At 65.4% G+C, this 22,223-nt stretch carries 26 protein-coding genes; 7 read left to right on the top strand and 19 right to left on the bottom strand.

Going from position 1 to position 22,223, the window contains the following annotated elements:
• Positions 1-120: 120 nt before the first annotated feature.
• The 3 genes from BI327_RS29685 to BI327_RS29675 all read right to left on the bottom strand — a co-directional run bounded on the left by BI327_RS29685 (position 121) and on the right by BI327_RS29675 (position 2,092).
• Positions 121-909 carry a hypothetical protein gene (locus tag BI327_RS29685; RefSeq protein ID WP_076864789.1) on the bottom strand — a complete coding sequence of 263 codons (789 nt, stop codon included), beginning with the start codon at positions 907-909 and terminating at the stop codon, positions 121-123.
• A gap of 94 nt (positions 910-1,003) precedes the next feature.
• Complete coding sequence (leuD, locus tag BI327_RS29680) at positions 1,004-1,606, bottom strand: 3-isopropylmalate dehydratase small subunit (RefSeq protein ID WP_076864788.1); 603 nt, start codon at positions 1,604-1,606, stop codon at positions 1,004-1,006.
• Between the two features lie 87 nt (positions 1,607-1,693).
• The gene (locus tag BI327_RS29675; protein ID WP_076864787.1) at positions 1,694-2,092 is read right to left on the bottom strand and encodes a metallopeptidase family protein; all 399 of its coding nucleotides are present in this window, start codon (positions 2,090-2,092) and stop codon (positions 1,694-1,696) included.
• A 113-nt stretch (positions 2,093-2,205) separates the two neighbouring features.
• Between BI327_RS29675 and BI327_RS29670 the strand changes: the two genes are divergently transcribed.
• Positions 2,206-2,532 (top strand): hypothetical protein, encoded by a 327-nt coding sequence (locus tag BI327_RS29670; protein ID WP_076864786.1) that lies wholly within the window; start codon positions 2,206-2,208, stop codon positions 2,530-2,532.
• 219 nt (positions 2,533-2,751) lie between these two features.
• Here BI327_RS29670 and BI327_RS29665 read toward each other — a convergent pair whose 3' ends face one another.
• Positions 2,752-2,970 carry a hypothetical protein gene (locus BI327_RS29665; RefSeq protein ID WP_076864785.1) on the bottom strand — a complete coding sequence of 73 codons (219 nt, stop codon included), beginning with the start codon at positions 2,968-2,970 and terminating at the stop codon, positions 2,752-2,754.
• Positions 2,971-3,224: 254 nt separating this feature from the next.
• Here BI327_RS29665 and BI327_RS29660 point away from each other — a divergent pair, with 254 nt between their 5' ends.
• On the top strand, positions 3,225-3,461 hold the full coding sequence (locus tag BI327_RS29660; protein ID WP_076864784.1) for a hypothetical protein: 237 nt from the start codon (positions 3,225-3,227) through the stop codon (positions 3,459-3,461).
• Between the two features lie 125 nt (positions 3,462-3,586).
• A complete protein-coding gene (locus tag BI327_RS42985; protein ID WP_076864783.1) occupies positions 3,587-3,961 on the top strand; it encodes a hypothetical protein in 375 nt (124 codons plus the stop codon).
• Between the two features lie 99 nt (positions 3,962-4,060).
• On the opposite strand, the gene BI327_RS29650 is transcribed toward BI327_RS42985, so the two are convergent.
• The gene (locus BI327_RS29650) at positions 4,061-5,758 is read right to left on the bottom strand and encodes a methyl-accepting chemotaxis protein (RefSeq protein WP_076864782.1); all 1,698 of its coding nucleotides are present in this window, start codon (positions 5,756-5,758) and stop codon (positions 4,061-4,063) included.
• Positions 5,759-5,954: 196 nt separating this feature from the next.
• Positions 5,955-6,248, bottom strand: a complete 294-nt coding sequence (locus tag BI327_RS29645) for a DUF1330 domain-containing protein (protein ID WP_076864781.1) — start codon at positions 6,246-6,248, stop codon at positions 5,955-5,957.
• Positions 6,249-6,407: 159 nt separating this feature from the next.
• Here BI327_RS29645 and BI327_RS29640 point away from each other — a divergent pair, with 159 nt between their 5' ends.
• Positions 6,408-6,956: a hypothetical protein gene (locus BI327_RS29640; RefSeq protein WP_076864780.1), complete on the top strand. Its 549-nt coding sequence runs from the start codon at positions 6,408-6,410 to the stop codon at positions 6,954-6,956.
• Positions 6,957-7,022: 66 nt separating this feature from the next.
• Here the strand turns inward: BI327_RS29640 and BI327_RS29635 are convergent, their stop codons facing one another.
• The 8 genes from BI327_RS29635 to BI327_RS29600 all read right to left on the bottom strand — a co-directional run bounded on the left by BI327_RS29635 (position 7,023) and on the right by BI327_RS29600 (position 14,520).
• On the bottom strand, positions 7,023-7,232 hold the full coding sequence (locus BI327_RS29635; protein WP_076864779.1) for a hypothetical protein: 210 nt from the start codon (positions 7,230-7,232) through the stop codon (positions 7,023-7,025).
• A gap of 105 nt (positions 7,233-7,337) precedes the next feature.
• Positions 7,338-8,744, bottom strand: coding sequence for a 3-isopropylmalate dehydratase large subunit (gene leuC, locus BI327_RS29630; protein WP_076864778.1), 1,407 nt, complete (start codon positions 8,742-8,744; stop codon positions 7,338-7,340).
• A 345-nt stretch (positions 8,745-9,089) separates the two neighbouring features.
• Complete coding sequence (gene rplS, locus BI327_RS29625; protein ID WP_028336277.1) at positions 9,090-9,470, bottom strand: 50S ribosomal protein L19; 381 nt, start codon at positions 9,468-9,470, stop codon at positions 9,090-9,092.
• Positions 9,471-9,580: 110 nt separating this feature from the next.
• On the bottom strand, positions 9,581-10,327 hold the full coding sequence (gene trmD, locus BI327_RS29620; protein ID WP_076864777.1) for a tRNA (guanosine(37)-N1)-methyltransferase TrmD: 747 nt from the start codon (positions 10,325-10,327) through the stop codon (positions 9,581-9,583).
• 178 nt (positions 10,328-10,505) lie between these two features.
• Complete coding sequence (locus BI327_RS29615; RefSeq protein ID WP_143271708.1) at positions 10,506-11,270, bottom strand: TapB family protein; 765 nt, start codon at positions 11,268-11,270, stop codon at positions 10,506-10,508.
• Positions 11,257-11,952: a TapB family protein gene (locus tag BI327_RS29610; protein WP_076864775.1), complete on the bottom strand. Its 696-nt coding sequence runs from the start codon at positions 11,950-11,952 to the stop codon at positions 11,257-11,259. The genes BI327_RS29615 and BI327_RS29610 overlap by 14 nt, the downstream gene beginning before the upstream one ends.
• A gap of 175 nt (positions 11,953-12,127) precedes the next feature.
• Positions 12,128-13,210 carry a quinone oxidoreductase family protein gene (locus BI327_RS29605; RefSeq protein ID WP_076864774.1) on the bottom strand — a complete coding sequence of 361 codons (1,083 nt, stop codon included), beginning with the start codon at positions 13,208-13,210 and terminating at the stop codon, positions 12,128-12,130.
• A 101-nt stretch (positions 13,211-13,311) separates the two neighbouring features.
• A complete protein-coding gene (locus tag BI327_RS29600; RefSeq protein ID WP_076864773.1) occupies positions 13,312-14,520 on the bottom strand; it encodes an MFS transporter in 1,209 nt (402 codons plus the stop codon).
• Between the two features lie 171 nt (positions 14,521-14,691).
• Between BI327_RS29600 and gcvA the strand changes: the two genes are divergently transcribed.
• Positions 14,692-15,603: a transcriptional regulator GcvA gene (gcvA, locus tag BI327_RS29595; protein WP_076864772.1), complete on the top strand. Its 912-nt coding sequence runs from the start codon at positions 14,692-14,694 to the stop codon at positions 15,601-15,603.
• A 12-nt stretch (positions 15,604-15,615) separates the two neighbouring features.
• On the opposite strand, the gene rimM is transcribed toward gcvA, so the two are convergent.
• The 3 genes from rimM to ffh all read right to left on the bottom strand — a co-directional run bounded on the left by rimM (position 15,616) and on the right by ffh (position 18,117).
• Positions 15,616-16,137, bottom strand: coding sequence for a ribosome maturation factor RimM (gene rimM / locus BI327_RS29590; protein ID WP_076864771.1), 522 nt, complete (start codon positions 16,135-16,137; stop codon positions 15,616-15,618).
• A 17-nt stretch (positions 16,138-16,154) separates the two neighbouring features.
• The gene (gene rpsP, locus BI327_RS29585) at positions 16,155-16,487 is read right to left on the bottom strand and encodes a 30S ribosomal protein S16 (RefSeq protein ID WP_050424979.1); all 333 of its coding nucleotides are present in this window, start codon (positions 16,485-16,487) and stop codon (positions 16,155-16,157) included.
• An 82-nt stretch (positions 16,488-16,569) separates the two neighbouring features.
• Positions 16,570-18,117, bottom strand: coding sequence for a signal recognition particle protein (gene ffh, locus BI327_RS29580; protein WP_076864770.1), 1,548 nt, complete (start codon positions 18,115-18,117; stop codon positions 16,570-16,572).
• Between the two features lie 390 nt (positions 18,118-18,507).
• Between ffh and BI327_RS29575 the strand changes: the two genes are divergently transcribed.
• The gene (locus tag BI327_RS29575) at positions 18,508-19,572 is read left to right on the top strand and encodes an MBL fold metallo-hydrolase (RefSeq protein WP_076864769.1); all 1,065 of its coding nucleotides are present in this window, start codon (positions 18,508-18,510) and stop codon (positions 19,570-19,572) included.
• Between the two features lie 134 nt (positions 19,573-19,706).
• On the opposite strand, the gene BI327_RS29570 is transcribed toward BI327_RS29575, so the two are convergent.
• On the bottom strand, positions 19,707-20,450 hold the full coding sequence (locus BI327_RS29570) for an SIMPL domain-containing protein (protein ID WP_076864863.1): 744 nt from the start codon (positions 20,448-20,450) through the stop codon (positions 19,707-19,709).
• A 5-nt stretch (positions 20,451-20,455) separates the two neighbouring features.
• A complete protein-coding gene (locus tag BI327_RS29565) occupies positions 20,456-21,166 on the bottom strand; it encodes a GyrI-like domain-containing protein (RefSeq protein WP_076864768.1) in 711 nt (236 codons plus the stop codon).
• Between the two features lie 177 nt (positions 21,167-21,343).
• On the opposite strand from BI327_RS29565, the gene dapF reads away from it, so the two are divergent.
• Entirely contained in the window at positions 21,344-22,219 is an 876-nt protein-coding gene (gene dapF, locus BI327_RS29560) for a diaminopimelate epimerase (protein WP_076864767.1), read from the top strand.
• Positions 22,220-22,223 lie beyond the last annotated feature (4 nt).

The following is a 22,223-nucleotide window of genomic DNA, read 5'->3' as shown; positions in this document are numbered from 1 at the left end:
GGTGGGGTGAAGGTCTCTCCGCTCGAACGCTGCCCGTGTTGAGAGATCACCCCACCCCGTCTCACATTTCGCTGCGCTCAATGTGATCCGACCCTCCCCCTCCAGGGGAGGGTGAGAGCATCACGCTGCAAACTTCTCCGACGCCCACGCGTAGAGGCTGCCCGGGATCGGCGCCTCCTTGCCGCGTCCCTTCGGCGAGATATGCAAGCCCACGATCGCGGGATCGTTCAGGTAATGGGAAAAATCCGACGGCTCGAAAAACAGTCTTGGCTCGGCATGCACGGCGTAGAATGACCGCTTCGGCAGCGCGTGCTGCAGTTCGCCTTCACGGCGCGCCAGCGCGGTGAGGGCGGCGGGACCGAAGATCGCGATGCGGATGTCGGCGAGGCGCCTGGATCTGCCGCGCAGCTTGCGCATCGCAAAGGTCACGCGATGACGCAGCGCCAGCCAGTCCGGCGTCAGCTCGTCCTGCTGCATCAGCGCTTCGAACGCGCGCACGATCGGATCATTCTGCGGCAGGTACAGCACCGAGTTGCCGAGCTGCCGCGGCCGCTCCCAGGCGAAATAGGGCTTTGCCGGATCGATCTCGACCGGCTTCAGCAGCAGCACGTCGGCGTCGAGCCAGAGGCCCGCGCGCTGCGTCATCAGCCGCATGCGGAAGAAGTCGCTGAATTGCAGGATGGTCCAGTCGCGCCACGAACCGTCGGGCTCGGCCGGACGCAGCTTCTCGGCGAACGCATGCGGCAGCACCGCTTCGGCCTCGGCATTGCCGACGCCATCGGGCAGGCCGGGAATCGGATCGAAGCTGTAGACGGTGACCTTGTGCCCGGCCGCCACCTGGGAGCGCAGGCAGGTCTGGCGCAGCGCGTCCATTGAGCCGTGCCAGAAGGTGACGATGTCAGGCAGCATGCGCGTCAGCTATCACTGGGTTTGCGGCGAGGCAATGCGGCAAAGAAAAACCCCGGCGCCTGACGGCACCGGGGCGCGATGATACGCTAAAGCCTCAAGCCCAGGCGCGCTCCTTGAGCTTGGCCTCGTAACTGTCGATCGACGTCTTCTTCTCCATCGTCAGGCCGATGTCGTCGAGGCCGTTGATCAGGCAGTGCTTGCGGAACGGATCGATCTCGAACTTGACCTTGCCGCCGTCGGGGCCGCGGATCTCCTGGTTGGGGAGGTCGATGGTCAGCGTCGCGTTGGCGCCGCGCTCGGCATCGTCGAACAGCTTGTCGAGATCCTCCTGCGACACGCGGATCGGCAGGATGCCGTTCTTGAAGCAGTTGTTGTAGAAGATGTCGCCGAACGAGGTCGAGATCACGCAGCGGATGCCGAAGTCGAGCAGCGCCCAGGGCGCGTGTTCGCGGCTCGAGCCGCAGCCGAAATTGTCGCCGGCGACCAGCACCTTCGCGTTGCGATAGGCGGACTGGTTGAGGACGAAATCGGGGTTCTCGCTGCCGTCATCCTTGTAGCGCTGCTCGGAGAAAAGCCCCTTGCCAAGGCCGGTGCGCTTGATGGTCTTGAGGTACTGCTTCGGAATGATCATGTCGGTGTCGACATTGATGATCTTCAGCGGTGCCGCGACGCCTTCCAGCGTGGTGAACTTGTCCATCTGTGCTCTTCCCGGGCAAAAAATAGGGGATACGGGCCGGATGTTTATCGCGAATGTGACAGCGGTAAAAGGGCCATTTCTGCAAGGCTAGCCCGCGGCGGCCTCAATCGCCTCCATATCCGCGTCCGAGAGGCCGAAATGGTGCCCAATCTCATGGATCAGCACGTGGCGGACGATGTGGCCGAGGGTCTCGTCGTGCTCCGCCCAATAGTCCAGGATCGGCCGGCGGTAGAGCCAGACCATGTTGGGCAGCCGGGCCACGTCGCCGAGGCTCTGCTGCGGCAGGCCGACGCCCTGGAACAGGCCGAGCAGGTCGAACTCGCTCTCGGCCTGCATCTCGTCGAGCACCTCGTCGGTCGGGAAGTCGTCGACACGGATGATCAGGCCCTCGCAGAGGGCCCGGAACGTCCTGGGCAGGCGCTCGAAAACCTCGTGCGCCATGGCCTCCATCTCGGCGAGCGAGGGGGCTTTTTCTGTGGTCCACATGACACTCCTTTAGCGCGAGTGCTGTCGGTGGCGCCAGCGCAGTTGACCTCGGCGGCGCAATGGGAGACCGTGCGCCCAAGATTTATGCTCAAGGATGGGGCTTGGGTGGCGTGATGAAACGGATCGTGGCGGCAGCGCTGTTGGCTGTAGCAGTCGGGCTCTTGCTTCCGGCGACAGAGGCGCGTGCACAGAGCGCGGCGGCTGAAGCGCGCATCGGTCAGGCGGAGCCGGTCGTGCGCGAGCGCGTCGTCGAGCGCCGCCATCTGAAGCGCGTGCCGATCTACCGGTCCCGGCCCGATCATTGGGAACCCGATGTGATCCCGCGCTACAATCCCGGCCCGAACGCCGTGCGCGACTGCACCGCGACCTATGTGCAGGAGCACCGGCCGAGCGGTACCGTGATCACGCCGCGCATGAATTGCTTCTGGCGGCCGGGCTAGAAAATTTTCCTTCAAATCGAGTGACGACTCTGCTTCACCTCGCCCCGCGTGCGGGGAGAGGTCGGAACGCATCGTCAGATGCGTTTCGGGTGAGGGGGAGTCTCCGCAATCGCATCTGTCACCGCATGTGCGGAGACGGCCCCTCACCCCAACCCTCTCCCCGTAAGAACGGGGCGAGGGAGTGCGGCGCCGTCGCCGCTCGACCTAATCCATCGTGCTCTAGTTGTGTCGGCGCTCAGCGCCGATCAGCGCGGCGGCTGCGATCACCCCCGTCGTGCCATAGACCATGATCGCCATCAGCACCTGTGTGAGATGGCTTGCGGTCCCCATGCCGCCGCCCGGACCTTGCGAGGCGAGCGCGGCACCAATTGAAATCATGGAACCAGTGAGCGCTGCCGCGCCGAGCGCTGACAATTTGCACGCGTCTTGTCGTGTCATCGGCGATCTCCTGCGAGAGGCACCTCACAACATACGACCATAGTCTATGCCGGTTTTACGCATTGACACGAAAAATTCCTGCGGCTGTGCCGGAACCTGAGCGCGGCCGGAGGCATTCATGATCGTGGCGCAGTCATTCACATCCCATTCACGTCGTCCGCATTCTGTTTGCGATCTGCGTCGCGGTAACGGGGGTCGATTCAAACCGAATCGTCGTTGCGAGACGTGACATCAAGGGATCAAGGAGACAACTCATGAAGGTGATGAAGGTTCTGGGGCTCGCGGCCGTCGGTGCCGTGCTGGTTTTAGCGGCGCCCGGCGAGCGTGCGAACGCGATGTCGCTTGCGACTCCAGGCACCGCCGCAACGGTTCAGGACAACGCGAACCAGGCGACCACGCAGGTGCGCTATGGTCATGGTCATGGCTGGCATCGTGGCTGGGGTCGCGGACATCACCGTGGCTGGGGCCATCGTCGCCACTGGCGCCACTGATCGCGCGGCGTATCAGCGCAGTTGAGACACAGGCCCGTGAGCAGCGGGCCTGTTGTCGTTCTCAGCCACCAAACCGGCAGATTCGCGCGCGAGACGATATCAATCGAAATCTGCAGGAGTTGATCATGACGAGATGGATCGGTGTTGCCGCTGTCGCTTGTGCATTCGCATTGACGGCGCCGGCATCGGCAACCGCCGCGGCGTCGGCCAAGCCTCAAGCCGAATCTCAGGCCAAATCTCAAGCCAAGCCGCGGGCCGCGACACCACAGGGGCAGGCGGGCAAGGCGACCGACTTCAGCGCCCAGCGCCATCATCACCATTACCATCGCCACCACTATCACCACGGCTACCGGCCTTATTACCGGCCGTACTACCGGCCCTATTCCTATTATCGGCCGTACGGCTCCTATTATTACGGGCGGCCTTATTACTATCGGCCGTATCCGTATGTCGCGCCGGCGCCGTTCACCTTTGGCTTCGGGTTCGGTCCGTTCTGGTAATGCGTCTCGCCGCGTTGCGCGCGACGTCACCATGGTAAGCGAAAGGGCGGCTCCGATCACCGGGCGCCGCCCTTCACAAGCAGATGCCGCCTGATCCGGTCAGGCCGCGCGGATCTTGTCCAGGAATGCGTTGACGTTGCTGCGCAGCGTGGCCGACTGATGACTGAGATCGTCGGCGGCCGTCAGCACCTGCGTGGCCGCCGATCCGGTTTCAGTGGCGGCCTCGTTGACGCTGCCGACATTGGCTGACACCTCGCTGGTGCCGCGCGAGACTTCCTGGATGTTCTTCGCGATGTCGCGGGTTGCAGCGCTCTGCTGCTCGACCGCGGCAGAGATCGCCGCCGCGATTTCGCTCATGCGCCCGATGGTGCCGCCGATCGTCCGGATCGCATCGACGGCCTGGCCGGTTTCCTGCTGGATCGCCGCGATCTGGGAGGAGATGTCCTCTGTCGCCTTGGCGGTCTGGGTGGCGAGCGCCTTCACCTCATTGGCGACGACCGCAAAGCCCTTTCCGGACTCGCCGGCGCGCGCCGCCTCGATCGTTGCGTTCAGTGCCAGCAGATTGGTCTGCGATGCGATGTTCTGGATCAGCGAGACCACTTCGCCGATCCGTTGCGCCGCCGAAGCAAGGCTCTCGATGGTCGCGTTGGTGCGGTCGGTCTCGTCCACCGCCGCTCTTGCCGTCTGCGCCGCCTGCGTCACCTGCCGCGTGATCTCGCTGATCGAGGCGTGCAACTCCTCGGTCGCGACCGCAACGGTCTGGACATTGGCCGAGGCTTCGTTGGATGCGGTCGCGACGAAGGTTGCCTGCCGGCTGGTTTCCTCCGCGGTGGTCGACATGCTGCCGGCGGTCGCGTGCATCTCGGTCGAGGCTGCGGTCAGGGCATTCAGCGCCTCCGAGATCTGATGATCGAAGGTCGCGATGTGACCCTCGACGGCGCGCTGCCGGGCCTCCTTGCGCAACTGCTCCTCGCGCTGTTCGGCTTCGAGGCGGCGCGCCGTGATCGCGTTCTCCTTGAACACGCGCAGCGATTTGGCGAGGCCGCCGACCTCGTCGCTCCTGTCGTCGCCGACGACGGCGATGTCGAGATCACCCTCGGCGAGCTTCGTCATCTCCTCCGTCATGTGCGACAGCGGCCGCGCGATCTGGCTGAACGCGATCCAGGCCAGGATCGTGAACGCGCAGAGCAGCCCGGCTGCGGCGCCGAACAGCAGCAGCAGGCGGGTCTGGTCGGCGGTTGCGATGCCCTGGTCGCGCGCGGCCTGCATGCCCTTCACATTGGCATCGATCAGGCTCGCGACGGCCTCCATCGCGGTCTGGCGATGCTTGGCCGCGACGTTGCGCGAATAAGCGAAGGCATCCTCGAGCTTGCCCGCGGTCACCAGCTCGAACACCTTGGCGCTGGCCTCGCGGCGGTCCTTGACCGCGCGGCGCAGCGTCTCGATCAGCTGATGCTGCGCGGCGTCAGCCGTGACCGACGCCAGGCGGTCGACGGCGGCAAGCGTCGCATCCGTCGCCCTGGTGTAGGCTTCGATGTTGGAGGCGATCGCCTTGGTGTCGGAGGCAGAGAGGATGACATTCTTCTCGCTGACGGCGGCGCTGTTGAAATTGCTCTCGGCTTCGAGGCTGTACTCCACGCGCCGGGCGTTGCCGTCCACGAGGCCGGACGCGGTCACCGACAACTGGCTCAGAGCCAGCGAGGCCTCCACGACGATGCCGATCGCGACCAGGGCGACGATGGCCGCGGGTACCGCGATCTTGGCGATGATGGGCAAATTCTGAAACTTGAAAGTCATTTCTGGTCCCACGATCATGCTGCTGAAATCCACCGGTCCACCGGCCGACGAGCCACATGTGAGGACGCGATGCCGCGACCTGGCCTGCTGGCCACGTCACGGAAACCGAAGTAGTCCTGAATTTTCTGATTGATTGTCCGTTAACCCTAGCCACCAACCCTTAGCAAAGGGTTCACGCGGTAACCGGTTGACGGCATCAGGGTGTAAACCCCTTCGCCAGCAGCACGATGCCCTGCGCGCCGGCCTTGCGGTCCCTGGAGATCTCGACGTATTCGGGCGATTCCGACCAGGCGCGGAATGCAGCTTCGTCAGGGAACGACATCAGCACCAGCTTGTCGCGATCCCAGCTGCCTTCGAGCACCGCAGGCTGCTCGTCGGCCGACAGCAGCCGTCCGTTGAATTTCCTGAACACGGCGAAGAAGCGCGCCTGGTACCGATCATAGGCGGCGCGATCGGTCATCTTCAGTTGCACGATCACATAGACAGTCACTGGCATTCCCTCCGGACTTTTCGTCGCATGCGCGTTGCGCGTTCATGGCGCATTCAGTCGCGCATTTTTAGCGTCATGCCGGGAGCGACTGCAATGAACGCAATGAGACCGCCTGCCATGCAGCGCGGCTGTCATTGCTGTTGCCAGGGAGGTTCAGAGATGAAGGAGAGCACTTTGCGGCGCGGACTGGTGCGCCGTCTCGGCGTCGCGGCGGCTGCGGTCTTCGCATTGTCGATCGCCTCGCAGCAACGCGCCGACGCGCTGTCGCTGGCGAGCCCGGGCACAGCGCCTGCGGCCAAATTTGCGACCGATGCCATGACGACCCAGGTTCGACATGGCGGTGGCGGCGGCCACGGTGGTGGAGGTTTTCACGGCGGTGGTTTCCGTGGCGGCGGCTTCCATGGTGGCGGATTTCACCGCGGTGGCTTCCACGGCGGCGGTTTCCGCGGCTTCCATGGCGGCGGCTATCGCTATGGCGGCTTCCATCGACACTACGGCGGCTATCACCGCTTCTATGGCGGCGGTTACCGCTACGGCTACCGCCGGCACTTCCATCACCGGCGCTACTTCTATGGATCGTCCTACTATTACCCGGCCTATTACCATCACCGCCGCTGCCGGGTCGTCTGGACCTATTACGGGCCGCGCCGGATCTGCCGCCCATGGTGGCACCACCGTCATCATTGGCGGCCGTATGGCTATTGGTAAGGCCTGAAATGGCAACGGGCGCCAAGCGGCGCCCGTTTTGTCAGATCGTTCTCGCTGGAGAGCGGGCTAGTCCCAGTTCTTCAGCTTCCAGGGCTTGATCTTCCACGGCGTCAGGTTTTCGATCCGCCATTGCGTCCAGCGGTCCGGCGGCCAGTGGCTGAGGCGCGAGGTCTCCTTCACCTCCGGAAGCGGATCAATGATGCGCGTGACTGCACGACGGCGCTTCTGGCGCGTCGCGTCGCTGATCATGTCGACGAATTCGGGTTTATCGGCCACGGCACACGCTCCTTGCGAAGGCTTGTTTTCGCAAGGAGGTAGTGTGCGGGCGCCCCGTTAACGAGCCGTTTCCGAAACGGCTCGAGCTTGAGGCGAAAACTTCGCTTACCGCCAGTCGCGGACGTCGACGAAGTGGCCAGCGATCGCGGCGGCCGCGGCCATCGCGGGCGACACCAGATGGGTGCGACCCTTGAAGCCCTGGCGGCCCTCGAAGTTGCGGTTCGAGGTCGAGGCGCAGCGCTCTTCCGGCTTCAGCTTGTCCGGGTTCATCGCCAGGCACATCGAGCAGCCCGGCTCGCGCCATTCGAAGCCGGCCTTGATGAAGATCTTGTCGAGGCCTTCGGCTTCCGCCTGCTCCTTCACGATGCCCGAGCCCGGCACGATCATCGCGTTGACATGCGCGTTGACGGTCTTGCCGTCGGCGATCTTCGCCGCGGCGCGCAAATCCTCGATGCGGCCGTTGGTGCAGGAGCCGATGAAGACGCGATCGAGCTTGATGTCGGTGATCTTGGTGCCGGCGGTCAGGCCCATGTATTTCAGCGCGCGATGCTTGGAGAGCCGCTTCGCCTCGTCCGCGATCTTGTCCGGATCCGGCACGAAGCCGGTGATCGAGATGACGTCCTCGGGGCTCGTGCCCCAGGTCACGATCGGCGGCAGCTTGGCGGCATCCAGCCGCAGCTCGTGGTCGAAATGCGCGCCCTCGTCGGAGCGCAGCGTCTCCCAGTAGCGCATCGCGGCATCCCAGGCCGCGCCCTTCGGCGCCTTCGGACGATCGCGCAGGAAGTCGAACGCCTTCTGGTCGGGCGCCACCAGGCCGGCGCGCGCGCCGCCTTCGATCGACATGTTGCAGACCGTCATGCGGCCTTCCATCGACAGCGCGCGGATCGCCTCGCCGGCATATTCCAGCACGTAGCCGGTGCCACCGGCGGTGCCGATCTCGCCGATGATCGCCAGGATGATGTCCTTGCCGGTCACGCCTTCAGGCAATTTGCCGTCGACGATCGCGCGCATGTTCTTGGCCTTCTTCTGGATCAGCGTCTGCGTCGCCAGCACATGCTCGACCTCGGAGGTGCCGATGCCGTGCGCGAGCGCGCCGAACGCGCCATGCGTCGAGGTGTGGCTGTCACCGCAGACGATGGTGGTGCCGGGCAGCGTAAAACCCTGCTCCGGGCCGATGACGTGGACGATGCCCTGGCGCTTGTCGAACTCGTTGTAATACTCGATGCCGAATTCCTTGGCGTTCTCCGCCATCACCCGCATCTGCTCGATGCTCTCGGGGTCGGGGTTCGGCTTCGAGCGGTCGGTGGTCGGGATGTTGTGGTCGACAACGGCGAGCGTCTTCTCGGGCGCATGCACCTTGCGGCCGGCGGCGCGCAGCCCTTCGAACGCCTGCGGCGAGGTCACCTCGTGCACCAGATGGCGGTCGATATAGAGCAGGCAGGTGCCGTCCTCGGCCTCGTGGACCAGATGGTCGTTCCAGATCTTGTCGTACAGCGTGGTCGGTTTGGACATGAGCTTCAGCTCCAGAAGAAATTCAGTGGTGAATGGCGTTGAGCGCGTCGTGAGCGCGCGAGCAGGCGAAGGCGTCCAGGCAGCGTTACGCTGCGCGTCTAAGCTCAGACGTTGCCGACGTCGCGAAGCGCCCGAAGAAGCGGCCGGGCAGCCGCGAGCGATCGTCGATCACGACGCGCTGGCAGCGCTGGCTTGCTTGATCCGGAACCATTCTAAATTTCTAACACAGGGCTCGCGCCCGCGACAATCGATCGATGCGCGGGCCTGCACGTCAGATAGGTATGCCGCAACAAAAAAGCGCGGGGCCTGCCCCGCGCTCTTCGTCACGTCCCTTTGCGGGATGGATTACTCGCCGACCGCGGTCTGGCGGTCCTGCTTCTCGACGATGCGGGCCGACTTGCCGCGCAGGTTGCGCAGGTAATAGAGCTTGGCGCGACGCACCTTGCCGCGGCGCACGACCTTGATCGAGTCGATCATCGGCGACATCACCGGGAAGACGCGCTCGACGCCTTCGCCGTAGGAGATCTTGCGCACGGTGAAGCTCTCGTTGAGGCCCTGGCCGGAACGGCCGATGCAAACGCCTTCATAGGCCTGCACGCGGGTACGCTCGCCTTCGACCACCTTCACGTTGACGATGACGGTATCGCCGGGGCCGAATTCCGGGATTTCCTTGGTGGCGGCAAGCTTGTCGAACTGCTCTTTTTCGAGCTGCTGAATAAGGTTCATCGAAATCTCCATCGGCGGCGCGCCCAGCCTGTATGGGGGCTGCGCAAACGTCCATCTATCCTGCGCGTGTGCGGATTAGGCCGTGCCTATAAGGCAAAGCGCAGGGTTTGTCACCCGTCTGTCTTGTTTTTTGTCCGTCGCGGAGCGGGTTTTTGGCTGGGCTTCCGGGCCCAGAGGTCGGGCCGCCGGGCCGCCGTCAAGGCCTCGGCCTGAGCCAATCGCCAGGCCGCGACCTTGGCGTGGTCGCCGGAAATCAGGATTTCCGGGATTTGCCGGCCCTCGAACTCCTGCGGGCGGGTGTATTGGGGGTATTCCAGTAGTCCTTCGGAGAAACTCTCCTCGGTTCCCGAGGCCTGTTTGCCCATCACCCCCGGCAACAGGCGGACACAGGCGTCGATCAGCGCCATCGCGGCGATTTCGCCGCCGGAAAGCACATAATCGCCGATCGAGACCTCCTCGAGGCCCCTGGCCTCGATCACCCGCTGGTCGATGCCCTCGAAACGGCCGCACACGATCAGCGGGCCGGACCCGGCCGCGAGTTCCATGACCTGGCTCTGGGTCAATGGCCGACCCCGCGGGCTCATCAGGAGGCGTGGGCGGTCAGGCGCGATCTCAGCGGCGTCGATCGCCGCCGCCAGCACATCGGCCCGCAGCACCATGCCAGGGCCGCCGCCGGCCGGCGTGTCGTCGACGCTGCGGTGCTTGTCGGTCGCCGCCGCCCTGATATCGCGCGCCTCCAGCGACCAGAGGCCTGAAGCCAGCGCCTTGCCGGCCAGGCTCACGCCGAGCGGCCCCGGAAACATGTCCGGGAACAGCGTCAGCACGGTCGCGCGCCAGATCGTCGCCTGGGAGGTCATCGCGTTCCAATGACGTGTCCGGCCGATGTCGTCAAATGGCAACCGTCTCGATGCCGGACGGGGCCATGAGCGTGTTCAAGCGGAGGCGGACGGTTCGCGTGAAGAGAGCGCGCTTCGGTTCTGATTATTCAGAACCGAAGCGCTTTGCTCGGTCTTCCTAGCCTACTTGCTTCCAGGCCTACTTCCGGCCGTATGCAACGAGCTCGAGCGTGTTGTTGCTCTGCAGGCGCTTGTCGATGCGAATGACCTCTACGCGCTTGACCCAATGGTCGATCGCGGGGGCGTACCAGGTTTCCGTCGTCAGCTCGCTGGCCCTGGTTGGGTCCTTGACGTTGCGGCTCGAAAATTTGGCTTCGATCTTGAACGTCTCGAACGTGCCGGCCTTCGTGGTCACGCTTTCCTGGGCCACGACTTTTGCATTGCCCGTCCGGGTCCAGGCAGAGCCGCCTGCGGTGTTGAGGCTGTTGGTTCGAGAGCTCCAGGTCTTGCCGACGGCGAGCGGCGTCTGGATTCCCGTGCCGTCATGGGGTGAGTACTTCCAGTCCCCGGAGACGAGCAAATTCCAGGACCGGTCATAGACGATGGGGATCGTCCTGGAGGAGACCAGATCCTTGGAGCGCGCACTGATGTCCGCGGGTGTGACCTCGGTGATCACGATCTCGCGGGTCGCGCCGACCTTTCCCGTGATTTCGTCCCGCACTTCGTAGGTCCAATTGTCGCCCGGCAATGGCTGCTCCATTGCGACGACCGGTTTGGCGGTCGAAGCCGGCGGAGGTGACGCTTCGGCGCCACCTGCTGCTTGTTGCGCCATGGCCTGGCTGGCGAACAGGCCGATCATCCCGATTACGGCGTAGCGAAGCATTGCCATCCCTTGTGAACGCTGCCAGCGACCGGCGTGGTCTGTTTGGCGCATGGATTGATCGGCGGAGCTAGCGGCGGCCATACTCGACCAGCTCCACCGTGGTCTTGTCCCGGACATTTCCGTCCGAACGCATGACCGTGCTGCGCTTCACCCAGTGATCGATCGCCGGTGCGTACCAGGTCTGCTGCACCATCTGCAGCTTCTTGGTCGGATCGGCGGCGTTCTCTTCCTGAAGGGAGATTTCGATCTTGAACGTGTCGAACGTGCCGGCACTGGTCGTGATGCTTTCCTGTGCGACGACCTTGGCAGTCCCGGAACGCTTCAGATTGTTGCCGGCCTTGGTATTGAGCGCGGTGTTTTTGAGTGACCAGCTCTTGCCCACCGTGAGCGGGGCCCGAATCCCGGTGCCGTCATTGGGTGAGAAACGCCAGATGCCGCTGTTCGTCAGATTCCAGCTGCGGTCAAATGTCTGGTAGCCGACCTGCGGATTCCCAAGCAGCGAGAACCGGATGTTGATCTCGGAAGCCGAGGCGTCGGTTACGGTGTTGGTGATGGTCGACTTGATCTCCCCCGTGATGTCGTCCCGCAGCTGGTAGGTCCAGTGATCACCGGTCTGAACGTCTTCCATCGGCTCCGGGGCGTTCGGTGCTTCGGCGGCCGCCGGCGGTGGAGCCGCCGGGGGCGATTGGGCTGGGGTCTGGGCGGAAAGGGGACCGACCGCGGCAAGGAGGCCGATGGTCGCGAAGACGGTGCTGCGCAACATTGAATGTCTCTGATACCCAGGAAATCAACGATGGACGAAATCCAGCGTCGTGTAAGGTTGGTGTAAGGCTTGTCCAAACAACCCTAGCGTGCCTGAACCCCAAAAGGGGTGCAAGCACCTGTCCGCAGCCCGGCTGCGACCTTGCCTAAATTTAATGTGACACTCTGATTGCGGGTTACGGCACCACGGCCGTGAGATCGAGGCTCTGCATCATGGCGGCCGCGTCCACCGCGCGGCGGAAGTCGGCAAGCGCAAAGGTCACGACATTGATCCTGCGCAGATCGAGTAGGCCCTCCGCGGCGAGGCCGGCGAGCTGGCCCGGCGCCGTGCGGTCGTACATGAACTGCCCGACCACCTCCCAGTCGTTGGCCAGCATCTCGCGGAACGAGAGCTCAAGCGGCACCTCGGCGCTGCCCATCAGCACCAGCCGGCCGCCCCGCCGGAGCGCGCGCAGGCAGGAGAGCGTCGTCGAGGTGCTCTTGGCGGCGCCGAGCAGATCGAGCGCGACATCGGCGCTGCCGCCGGCGGCGCGGCGGATGGTCTGCAGATCGGCTGCGGCATCGCCGCTGACGACAGCGGGAATGACGCGCGGGCCGAATGTATCGCGCAATTGCTCGAGCGCGGCCTCCTTGCGGCCGACGGCGACGACGCGGCCTGCGCCCATCGCGACTGCGAGCATCACGCCGCCCGAACCGAAATAGCCGGTGGCTCCGTTGATGATGATGGTCTGCCCGCCGCGCAGGCCGGAGCGCTGCAAGCCGCCGAACGGCACGATCAGTTTGGCCAGCCCGATCAGTTCGGTCGCCGGCGTGTCGTCGAGATTGGCAAGCGGCGTGACGCAGGCGGCCGGCCAGTGCGCGATCTCGGCGAATACGCCGTCGCGCCAGCGCGCCTGCAAGGCGAGCGCCTCCGGCGTCGTCACCGTTGCGGTGAGGCCGATCAGGATCTGCGGCGGATCGCGATCCGGAACGTCGCCGCGCAGATGCGGACTGAGGAATACGCGGTCGCCGCTCCGCACATGCGAGACGTTGTCGCCGACGGCGACGACACGCGCGATCGCGTTGGTGCCCGGCACGAACGGCATCGGCGGAAGGCTGTAGGGCAGCGCGCCGGACAAGAGCTTGTTGGTATAGGACAGCACCATGCCGGCTTCGATCCGGACCACGACGCCATCGGGCTCCGGCCTCGGCGTCGCGACATCCTCGAAGCGCAGATCATTGTGGGCGTGCAGCCGCCAGGCCTTGTGGGTGCTTGTCATGGTTGTGCTTTCCGTTGGTCGTCCCCATCGACGCAACGGATTATGTATTGCGCAGCAGGGACGGCGCCAGACCGACGCTGCAAAGTTGGCTGCGCCTGCCGTCAGGCGCCGGCGCGGCGCGCGGCGGCTTCGTCCTTGAGATGCTGCGCCAGCGCGACGGCAAGCGGACAGATCGCCAGTGCCGTGAGTGCGGTCGCCGCGGTGGCGAGCGTCGGGCCGAGCGCATCGCCCAGCAGGCCATAGAGCACGGGCGCGATCGCGCCTGATCCGATCGTCCCCGTGTAGAACAGCGCGAAGGCGCGCTCGGCCTGATGCGCCGGCGTCAGCTCCGGCACCGTGCCATAGAGCACCGATGACGTGCCGTTGAGCATCACGCCGAGCAGCGGCAGCAGCACAATGGCTGGTGCGAGCGGCAACAGCAGCACGGCAACGATCAGCACCGCCGTGCCGCCTTCGGTGATCAGGACGGTGCGCAGCGTGCCGACCCGCGCGCCGAGCCAGCCGCAGGTGAATTTCCCTGCCGCGCCGCCGATAAAGACCAGCGCCAGCGCAAGGCCGTTGGTCGGCAGCGCGGCGCCCTTGTCGCGCAACAGGAACGGCAGGAAGGTGAGGAACCCCATCCTGACCGCGGTGTCGAGAATTCCGATCGCGAGCAGCCAGGGAAAGCCGCCGCCTGTGCCTTCGCTGCGTGATGCCGCCGCCTTGTGCTCGGCACCCTTGCCGACCGGCGGCATCCAGAGCGCGATGCAGGCTGCGACGAGCAAGCCTGCCAACGCGAGCACGAGCAGCGCGTGCCGCCACGACATGATCACGAGCAGGATAGAGGTTGCAGCCGGGATCGCGGCCTTGCCGAGATCGCCCGAGAAATTGTAGATGCCGAGCGGCCCACGCGCCGCCGTGCCATAGGCACGCGACACCGCGACCGATGCGATCGGATGCTGCGTGCTCGAGCCCGCGCCTGACAGTGCGAGCGCGAGGCCGAGGCCGATGACGCCGCCGGAGAATCCGGCGCACACATAGCCGAGCGCCGACAGCGCCGTGCCTGCGATCAGGATGATCTTGCCGTCGATCCGCTCTGCGATGCGCCCGACCGGAATCTGCAAGCCGGCCATGGCCCCGGCATAGAGCCCGCGCAGCAGCGCCAGCAGCCCATAGCTCAGCGCGAATTCGGCCTGCCAGACCGGCAGCAGCACGTAGATCAGGTCGGTGTAGCCGTCGTGGAGGGCGTGGTTGAGCCCGGTCACCGTCAGCGTGCGGGTCGCCCGGCCGTCGGCGGGATGGGAGGTGCCGGCTTCCACGGACACGCTCATCGCCAGCCTCTGGCGCAAGAAAATCTAAAGTTTGAACGGAAGGGCATCGGAGGCGCGCCTCAGAAAATAGAACTATGTGAGTGGCTTGCCTGGCAATATGCGCCGCTTGGGCTGCTGTCACAAATCAGTAATAATCGGATCATGCGTTAGAAAATCTGGTATTGGGGGATCATGTTCGTCCCACGCCGTAGCCTGCCGCCGCTCAATGCGGTCCGCGCCTTCGAGGCCGCGGCGCGGCTCGGCAGCTTCAAGGAAGCCGCCGCCGAGCTCAGCGTGACCCATGGCGCGGTCAGCCAGCAGATCCGGCTGCTCGAGGAATGGCTAGGCGCGCCGGCGCTGTTCCGGCGCTCGGTTCGCCGCGTGGTGCTGACGCCGGCGGGCGCGGCCTTGCTTGCGGAATTCGCGCCGGCGCTCGACCGGATCTCGGCCGCCGTGCAGCAGCATCGCGCGCGGCGCGACGATACAGCGGTCGCGGTGTTGCGCGTCAATGCGCTCGCGACCTTCAGCCTGCGCTGGCTGTTGCCGCGGATGAGCCGGTTTCGTGCCGAGCATCCGGACATTGAGGTGCGCTTGAGCACGTCGAACGATCCCGTGGACGCGCTGCCTGAATCATTCGACGTTGTGATCCGCGGCGGGCCCGATACCTTCCACGGCTTCTCGTCGCGCTTCCTGGTGTCGGAGCGGAGATTGCCGGTGTGCAATCCGTCGCTGCTTGAGCAACAGCCGCTCCGTGAGATCGCGGATCTCTCAAAGCACACGCTGCTGCATGTCACGTCGATGCCGCGGTTGTGGCGTGACTGGCTCACCGAGGCCGGGCATTCCGCGCTGGAGCCGAAGGCCGCGCTGACCTTCGATCATTTCTATCTGACCATCCAGGCCGCGCTGGATGGGCTCGGCGTCGCGATGGGCCCGACGGCGCTGATCGCCGACGATCTGGCCGCCGGGCGTCTGGTGACGCCGTTTCCGGACGTCAGCCTGCCGGCGCGCAGCTACTTCGCTTACTTCCCGGCGGGCCGCAGCAACGATCCGCACAGCGCGGTGTTCTGCGACTGGCTGGAGCAGCAGGGCCGGGCGACTGGTTGAAGATTTTCTCGATCAGGCTGCCGACGGATCGTCGCCGTCGATCTCCTGCGGCAGCTCGATCACCACGCGGCCGGCGTCGAGATCGACCGTCGGCACCACGGCGTTGGTGAAGGGCAGCAGCATCGTCGCGCCCTGCGGCGGAGCGATCTCGATGATGTCGCCGGCGCCGAAATTATGGATCGCGATCACCTTGCCGAGCGGCTGCTCTGCCGTCGTCACCGCGGCGAGCCCGATCAGGTCGGTGTGGTAATATTCGCCGTCGTCGGTTTCCGGCAGCCGGTCGCGCGGCACGTAGAGCTCGATGCCGTTGAGCCGTTCGGCATCATCGCGCGTGGCGACGCCCTTCAGCGTCACCACCAGATGGTCCTTGGCCTCGCGCGCATGCGTGACCTCGAACTGGCGCGAGCCGTCCTTGGTCATCAGCGGGCCGTAGTCCTTCACGGCCAGCGGATCTTCGGTGAAGGTCCACAGCCGGACGGCGCCGCGCACACCATGCGCAGCGCCGATACGGGCGACACAGACCGGTGCAGCCACCGTGGTCGCCGTTCAGTCTATGCCTTGGCGGCGGCTTCGGCCTGCGCCTTGCGCTCCTTGCGCGGCACGGCCTTCTCGGGATTGTTGCGCGGCGCGCGCTTCTTGACGCCGGCGGCATCGAGGAAGCGGGTCACGCGATCCGACGGCTGCGCGCCCTTGGCAAGCCAGGCCTTCACCTTGTCCATGTCGAGCTTCAGGCGGGCCTCGTTGTCCTTCGGCAGCAGCGGGTTGAAGTGGCCGAGACGCTCGATGAAGCGGCCATCGCGCGGGAAGCGCGAGTCGGCGACGACGACGTGATAGACCGGACGCTTCTTGGTGCCTGCGCGAGCGAGGCGGATAACAACGGACATCTAGTTCTCCTTAAAAGTACGGTGTGTTCGGTTGATTGGTATTCCGCGCCGCGCCGGCATCGGAGCCGTCGCGACGAATTCCTCATTTCTTCTTGCCCGGGAAGCCGCCGAGGCCCGGCAGCATCGGCTTGCCGGAAAGCCCGGTCAGGCCGGGCACGTTCGGCAATCCGCCGCGCAGTCCTGCGGGCAAATCCTTCGGCAGGTTCGGCAGGCCGCCGCCGGCGCCGCCCTGCATCTTCTCGGCCATCGCCTTCATCTCCTCGGCCGAGGGGGGCTTCATGCCGCCGCCAAAGCCCATCGCCTGCGCGATGCCGGCAAGCGGGCCGCGCTTGCCGCTTCCCATGGCCTTCATCATGTCGGCCATGTTCCGGTGCATCTTCAGGAGCTTGTTGACGTGCTCGACGCTCTGGCCGGCGCCGGCCGCGATGCGCTTCTTGCGGCTCGCCTTCAGGAGATCCGGGTTCTTGCGCTCCTGCCGCGTCATCGAATCGATGATCGCGACCTGGCGCTTCAGGATCTTGTCGTCGATGCCGGCCGCCGCGATCTGGTTCTTCATCTTGGAGATGCCGGGCATCATGCCCATCAGGCCACCGATGCCGCCCATGTTGGCCATCTGCTGCAGCTGCTCGCGCATGTCGTTGAGGTCGAACTGACCCTTGCGCATCCGCTCGGCGGTGCGCGCGGCCTTCTCGGCGTCGATATTGGCGGCGGCCTTCTCGACCAGCGAGACGACGTCGCCCATGCCGAGGATGCGGCCGGCGATGCGGCTCGGATGGAAATCCTCCAGCGCGTCGGTCTTTTCGCCGGTACCGATCAGCTTGATCGGCTTGCCGGTGACCGCGCGCATCGACAGCGCGGCGCCGCCGCGGCCGTCGCCGTCGACGCGCGTCAGCACGATGCCGGTGAGGCCGACGCGCTCGTCGAACGAGCGCGCGAGGTTGACCGCATCCTGGCCGGTGAGGCTGTCCGCCACCAGCAGCACTTCATGCGGGTTGGCGGCGGCTTTGATCTCGGCCGCCTCCTTCATCATGTCTTCGTCGAGCGTGGTGCGGCCGGCGGTGTCGAGCAGCACCACGTCGTAGCCGCCGAGCTTGCCGGCCTCCAGCGCGCGCTTGGCGATCTGCGGCGGCATCTGACCGGCGACGATCGGCAACGTCGGAATGTCGAGGTCGCGGCCGAGCACCGCGAGCTGCTCCATCGCCGCCGGGCGGTAGACGTCGAGCGAGGCCATCAGCACCTTGCGCTTGTCGCGCTGGACCATGCGGCGCGCGAGCTTGGCGGTGGTGGTGGTCTTACCGGAGCCTTGCAGGCCGACCATCATGATCGGCACCGGGGGCACGGAGTTGATGTCGATGGTCTGGCCGTCGGAGCCGAGCGTGGCGACCAGCTCGTCATGGACGATCTTGACCACCATCTGGCCCGGCGTCACCGACTTGACGACGGTGGCGCCGATCGCCTGCTCGCGGACCCGGTCGATGAAACTGCGGACCACCTCGAGCGCGACGTCGGCTTCGAGCAGCGCGCGGCGCACCTCGCGCATCGCGGCATCGACGTCCTTTTCGGTCAGCGCGCCGCGCCCCGTCAGACGATCGAGAATGCCACCAAGCCGTTCCGACAGATTGTCGAACAATGCCGTTGTCCTTCGTTGCGCCCGTGAGCGCGCCACTCGCTTCGGGCCATCCCCGCGCGTTTGCGCGTGATGACCACATAGTCCGCCTCGGCACCGTGCCAAGACGGCGTACCAAGACGATGGTCCAAACACTTTCGCGCCCGAGGGCGCATCGCGCTGTCGGGCGTTGGCCTCTGGTCTCCAGGACCAGTCGGCGGGTCGAAAAGACGGAGCTTTCCGAGAAAGTGGCGGCGTTAAACGCTGCCGGGGAGGCAAAGTCAAGGAAAGTTTCGCCGCAATTCGCGCGGGTTATGACGTAAGTATCTGAAATTGTATGGATTTGCCGTGTCGGTTCCGAATTCGCCACCGCCACCCATATAAGCGGAGCCTGCCTCCTATTCGGGAACCCGCTTGCCCATCACCCGCCGCCGCGTTCTCGCAACCTTGACCGGAGCCGCCGCCGCGCTCGGCGTGCCCTCGATCTGGATGACTACCATGAAAACCTACGACGGCCCCGTCTCGGATCACTTCGACGGCCTGCACTTCTTCGACCCCGACGGCTCGCCGCCGAAGTCGCTCGGCGAGGTGCTGCGCTGGCAGTTCGGCGGCGGCCGCAAGCGGGCGGTCTGGCCGGAATGGGCGCCGAGCCCCTATGCCGATACGCCGCCGCCCCGGGTCGATGGCGACAAAGTGCGGTTCTGCTTCGTCGGGCACGCCAGCTGGCTGATCCAGACCACCGGCCTCAACATCCTGGTCGATCCGGTCTGGTCGATGCGCGCCTCGCCGTTCAGCTTCGCAGGTCCCAAGCGGCACAACGATCCCGGCATTGCTTTCGACAAGCTGCCCCGGATCGACGTCGTGCTGGTGTCGCACGGCCATTACGACCATCTCGACGTCGCGACGCTGTCGAAGCTCAATGCCGCATTTGCGCCGCGCGTGATCACGCCGCTCGGCAACGATGTCACGATGCGTGCCGCCGATGCCGCGATCAAGGCCGAGGCGTTCGACTGGCACCAACGCGTCGAACTCGGAGGCGGCGTTGCCGCGACGCTGGTGCCGACGCGGCACTGGTCGGCGCGCGGCCTGTTCGATCGCAACAAGGCGCTGTGGGCGAGCTTCGTGCTGGAGACGCCGGCCGGCAAGCTCTACATCGTCTGCGATTCCGGCTATGGCGACGGCCGGCATTTCCGCCGGGTTGCCGAGGCGCACGGACCCTTAAGGCTCGCGATCCTGCCGATCGGCGCCTACGAGCCGCGCTGGTTCATGCGCGACCAGCACATGAATCCGGAGGATGCCGTGAAGGCGCTGGCCGATTGCGGCGCGGCCCAAGCGCTGGCGCATCACCACGGCACGTTCCAGCTAACCGACGAGGCAATCGACGCGCCCGCGATCGCGCTCGGCCAAGCGCTCGATGCAGCCAAGGTGCCGCGCGAGAGGTTTTTGACGCTGAAGCCGGGCCAGGTGTTCGAGATTTAAGAGGTGTCGTCCCGGCGAAGGCCGGGACCCATTACCACCGAGTTTGGTTGTGAACGGAAGGGTGGCCCCAGCGTCGCGCAACAATCAATATTTGGGGTTATGGGTCCCGGCCTTCGCCGGGACGACATCTGGATTTATTGATTGCCCTTGATCGCCCAGGAGACGCTGACATTGACCGTCAGCGTCTCCTCGCCCTGCGCCACCGGCGTGGGCGCCGCGAATCCGGCCGTGGCCATCTTGGCGCGGAACACCGGGACCGGTGCCGAGCCGACCTCTGCGATATTCAACGGCGCACCGAGCGTGACGCCCGCGGCCTTGGCGTAGATCTCGGCCTTACGGCGGGCGTCGGCAACAGCCTTTTCACGGGCGTCATCGAGCAACTTCGAGGCCTGCGACACCGAGAAATTGAGTCCGCCGATGTCATTGGCGCCGGCGCCCACCAGCACGTCGATGACGCCAGCGACCTTGCTCACGTCATGCAGTCGGATCGTGACACGGTTGCTCGCGTGGTAACCGACGATGCTGGGCGGGGCGTTCGGCGACGACGAGGCGCGGTTGGCGAATTGCGGCTGCAGCGACAGCCGCGAGGTCTGATAATCTTTCTCCGCGATCCCGGCGCCCTTCAGCGCGGCCAGCACCTTGCCCATCGTCACATTGTTGGCTTCGGTGGCCTCGCGTGCGGTCTTGCCGTCGGTGGTGACACCCGCGTCAAGCTGCGCCTGGTTGGGCGCCGCCGATACGGTGGCCTCGCCGGTGACCGAGATCGCCGGCGGAAAGTCGTCGTTGGCCAGTGCGGGCGCAGCCAGCAGCGTGGTTGTGATAACGGCGGCGGCGAGGGGGAGGCCAAGGGGAAGGCCAAGGGCAAGGCGATAGGTCATCTGGTTCACTTCAGGGGTACGTAGACGTTGATCACAAGCTTGTCTTCGGCGGTCTTCAGCGGATCGGTGATGTATTCCTCGATGAAGGTGTCCTTGGCTTCGAGCTTCTTGTCGTCGAGGTGATTGGTGATCGCCTCATAGGTGTTGTCCATGTTGTCGTAGGAACCGCGATGGACGAACTTCAGCGCCTTGCCGTCGGGCGAGTTGCCCATGCTCATGTTCTTGCCGAGGTTCTTGGCGTCCTGGTCGACCGGGATTTCGGCGATGAAGGTGAAGCCGGTGTCGTCGGTCGAGGTGTAGACGATCATCGGGTTGCCCGATGCCTTGATGCCGTCCTTGTCGAGCAGGGCGGTGAGCTGCTTGAACGCCTCGATCAGCGCGTCGAAGGCCGAATCCCAGTTCGCCGTGCCCTTCAGCATCACGACCTTCTTCGGCTCCAGCGTGAACGGCTCGCCGAACGGATCGGCGGTCTGCACCGGGGCGGCCGGCGGCGGCGCCGGGGTCTGCGACGCGGCGGGGCTGTCGGCCGGTGATTTGGTCTCGGCCGGCGGCGGCACCGGCGTTGCCGACGGGGTCGGGGCGGGCGTCGGGCTCGGGCTCGCGGCGGGGGCCGGCGAGGCGGATGGCGACTGGGCAGGCGCCGGGCTTGCCAGTGCGATCGCCGCCAAAGGGAGCAGCGCGACCAAAGCCGCGCGGAGCGTGTTGATACGGTTCATTGGTTTTTCTCCATCCCCTTCCTCGAACGGCCGCTGTCCCGGCGCGCGGTCCGCGAGGTGCGATATTCCTAACACGCGAGTTCTGCATTCGTCCCATGACAGATGTGTCATAGGGCCATTCAGACTGGCCAATTAGCCACCACTCGCCATATAACCGGGCAGAATTTGGGAAAATCGATGAGCGCGCTCGCCAATCATGCATTCGCCAAGATGAACGGTATCGGCAACGAGATCGTCGTCGTCGACCTGCGCGATTCCAAGGCAGTAATCTCGGCGGCGGAGGCGCGCGCCGTGGCGTCGCCGGCCGGTGGCGTGCCCTATGACCAGCTGATGGTGCTGCAGCCGCCGCGGCTCGACGGCACCGAAGCGTTCATCTCGATCTACAACAATGACGGCTCGGAGGCCGGGGCCTGCGGCAACGGCATGCGCTGCGTCGTACGGCGGATCTTCGAGAAGACCGGCCAGACCACGGCGACGTTCCAGACCCGCGCCGGCCTGCTCAATTGCTGGCAGGGACCGGCGCCCGATCTCTACACCGTCGACATGGGCGCGCCGAAGTTCGGCTGGCAGGACATTCCGCTGGCTGAGGAGTTTCGCGACACCCGTTACATCGAGCTGCAGGTCGGGCCGATCGACAATCCGGTGCTGCATTCGCCCTCGGTGGTCTCGATGGGCAATCCGCACGCGGTCTTCTGGGTCGATGACGTCAACGCCTACGACCTCGAACGTTTCGGGCCGCTGCTGGAAAACCATCCGATCTTCCCGGAGCGCGCCAACATCACGCTCGCCCATATCGTCGATCGCGACCACATCACGATCCGCACCTGGGAACGTGGCGCCGGCCTCACCAGGGCCTGCGGCTCGGCAGCCTGTGCGACCGCGGTCGCGGCGGCGCGGCTGAAGCGTGCCAACCGCATCGTCGAGATCACGCTGCCCGGCGGCAAGCTCGGCATCGAGTGGCGCGAGCGCGACGATCACGTGCTGATGACCGGCACCGCCGATTTCGAATATGAGGGCCGCTTCGATCCGGCGCTGTTCGCCAGCGTGGCTTAATTGC

The sequence above is a fragment of the Bradyrhizobium mercantei genome (assembly GCF_001982635.1).
GTDB classification, from domain to species: Bacteria; Pseudomonadota; Alphaproteobacteria; order Rhizobiales; family Xanthobacteraceae; genus Bradyrhizobium; species Bradyrhizobium mercantei.
This window is presented reverse-complemented; position numbering and strand designations above follow the sequence as displayed.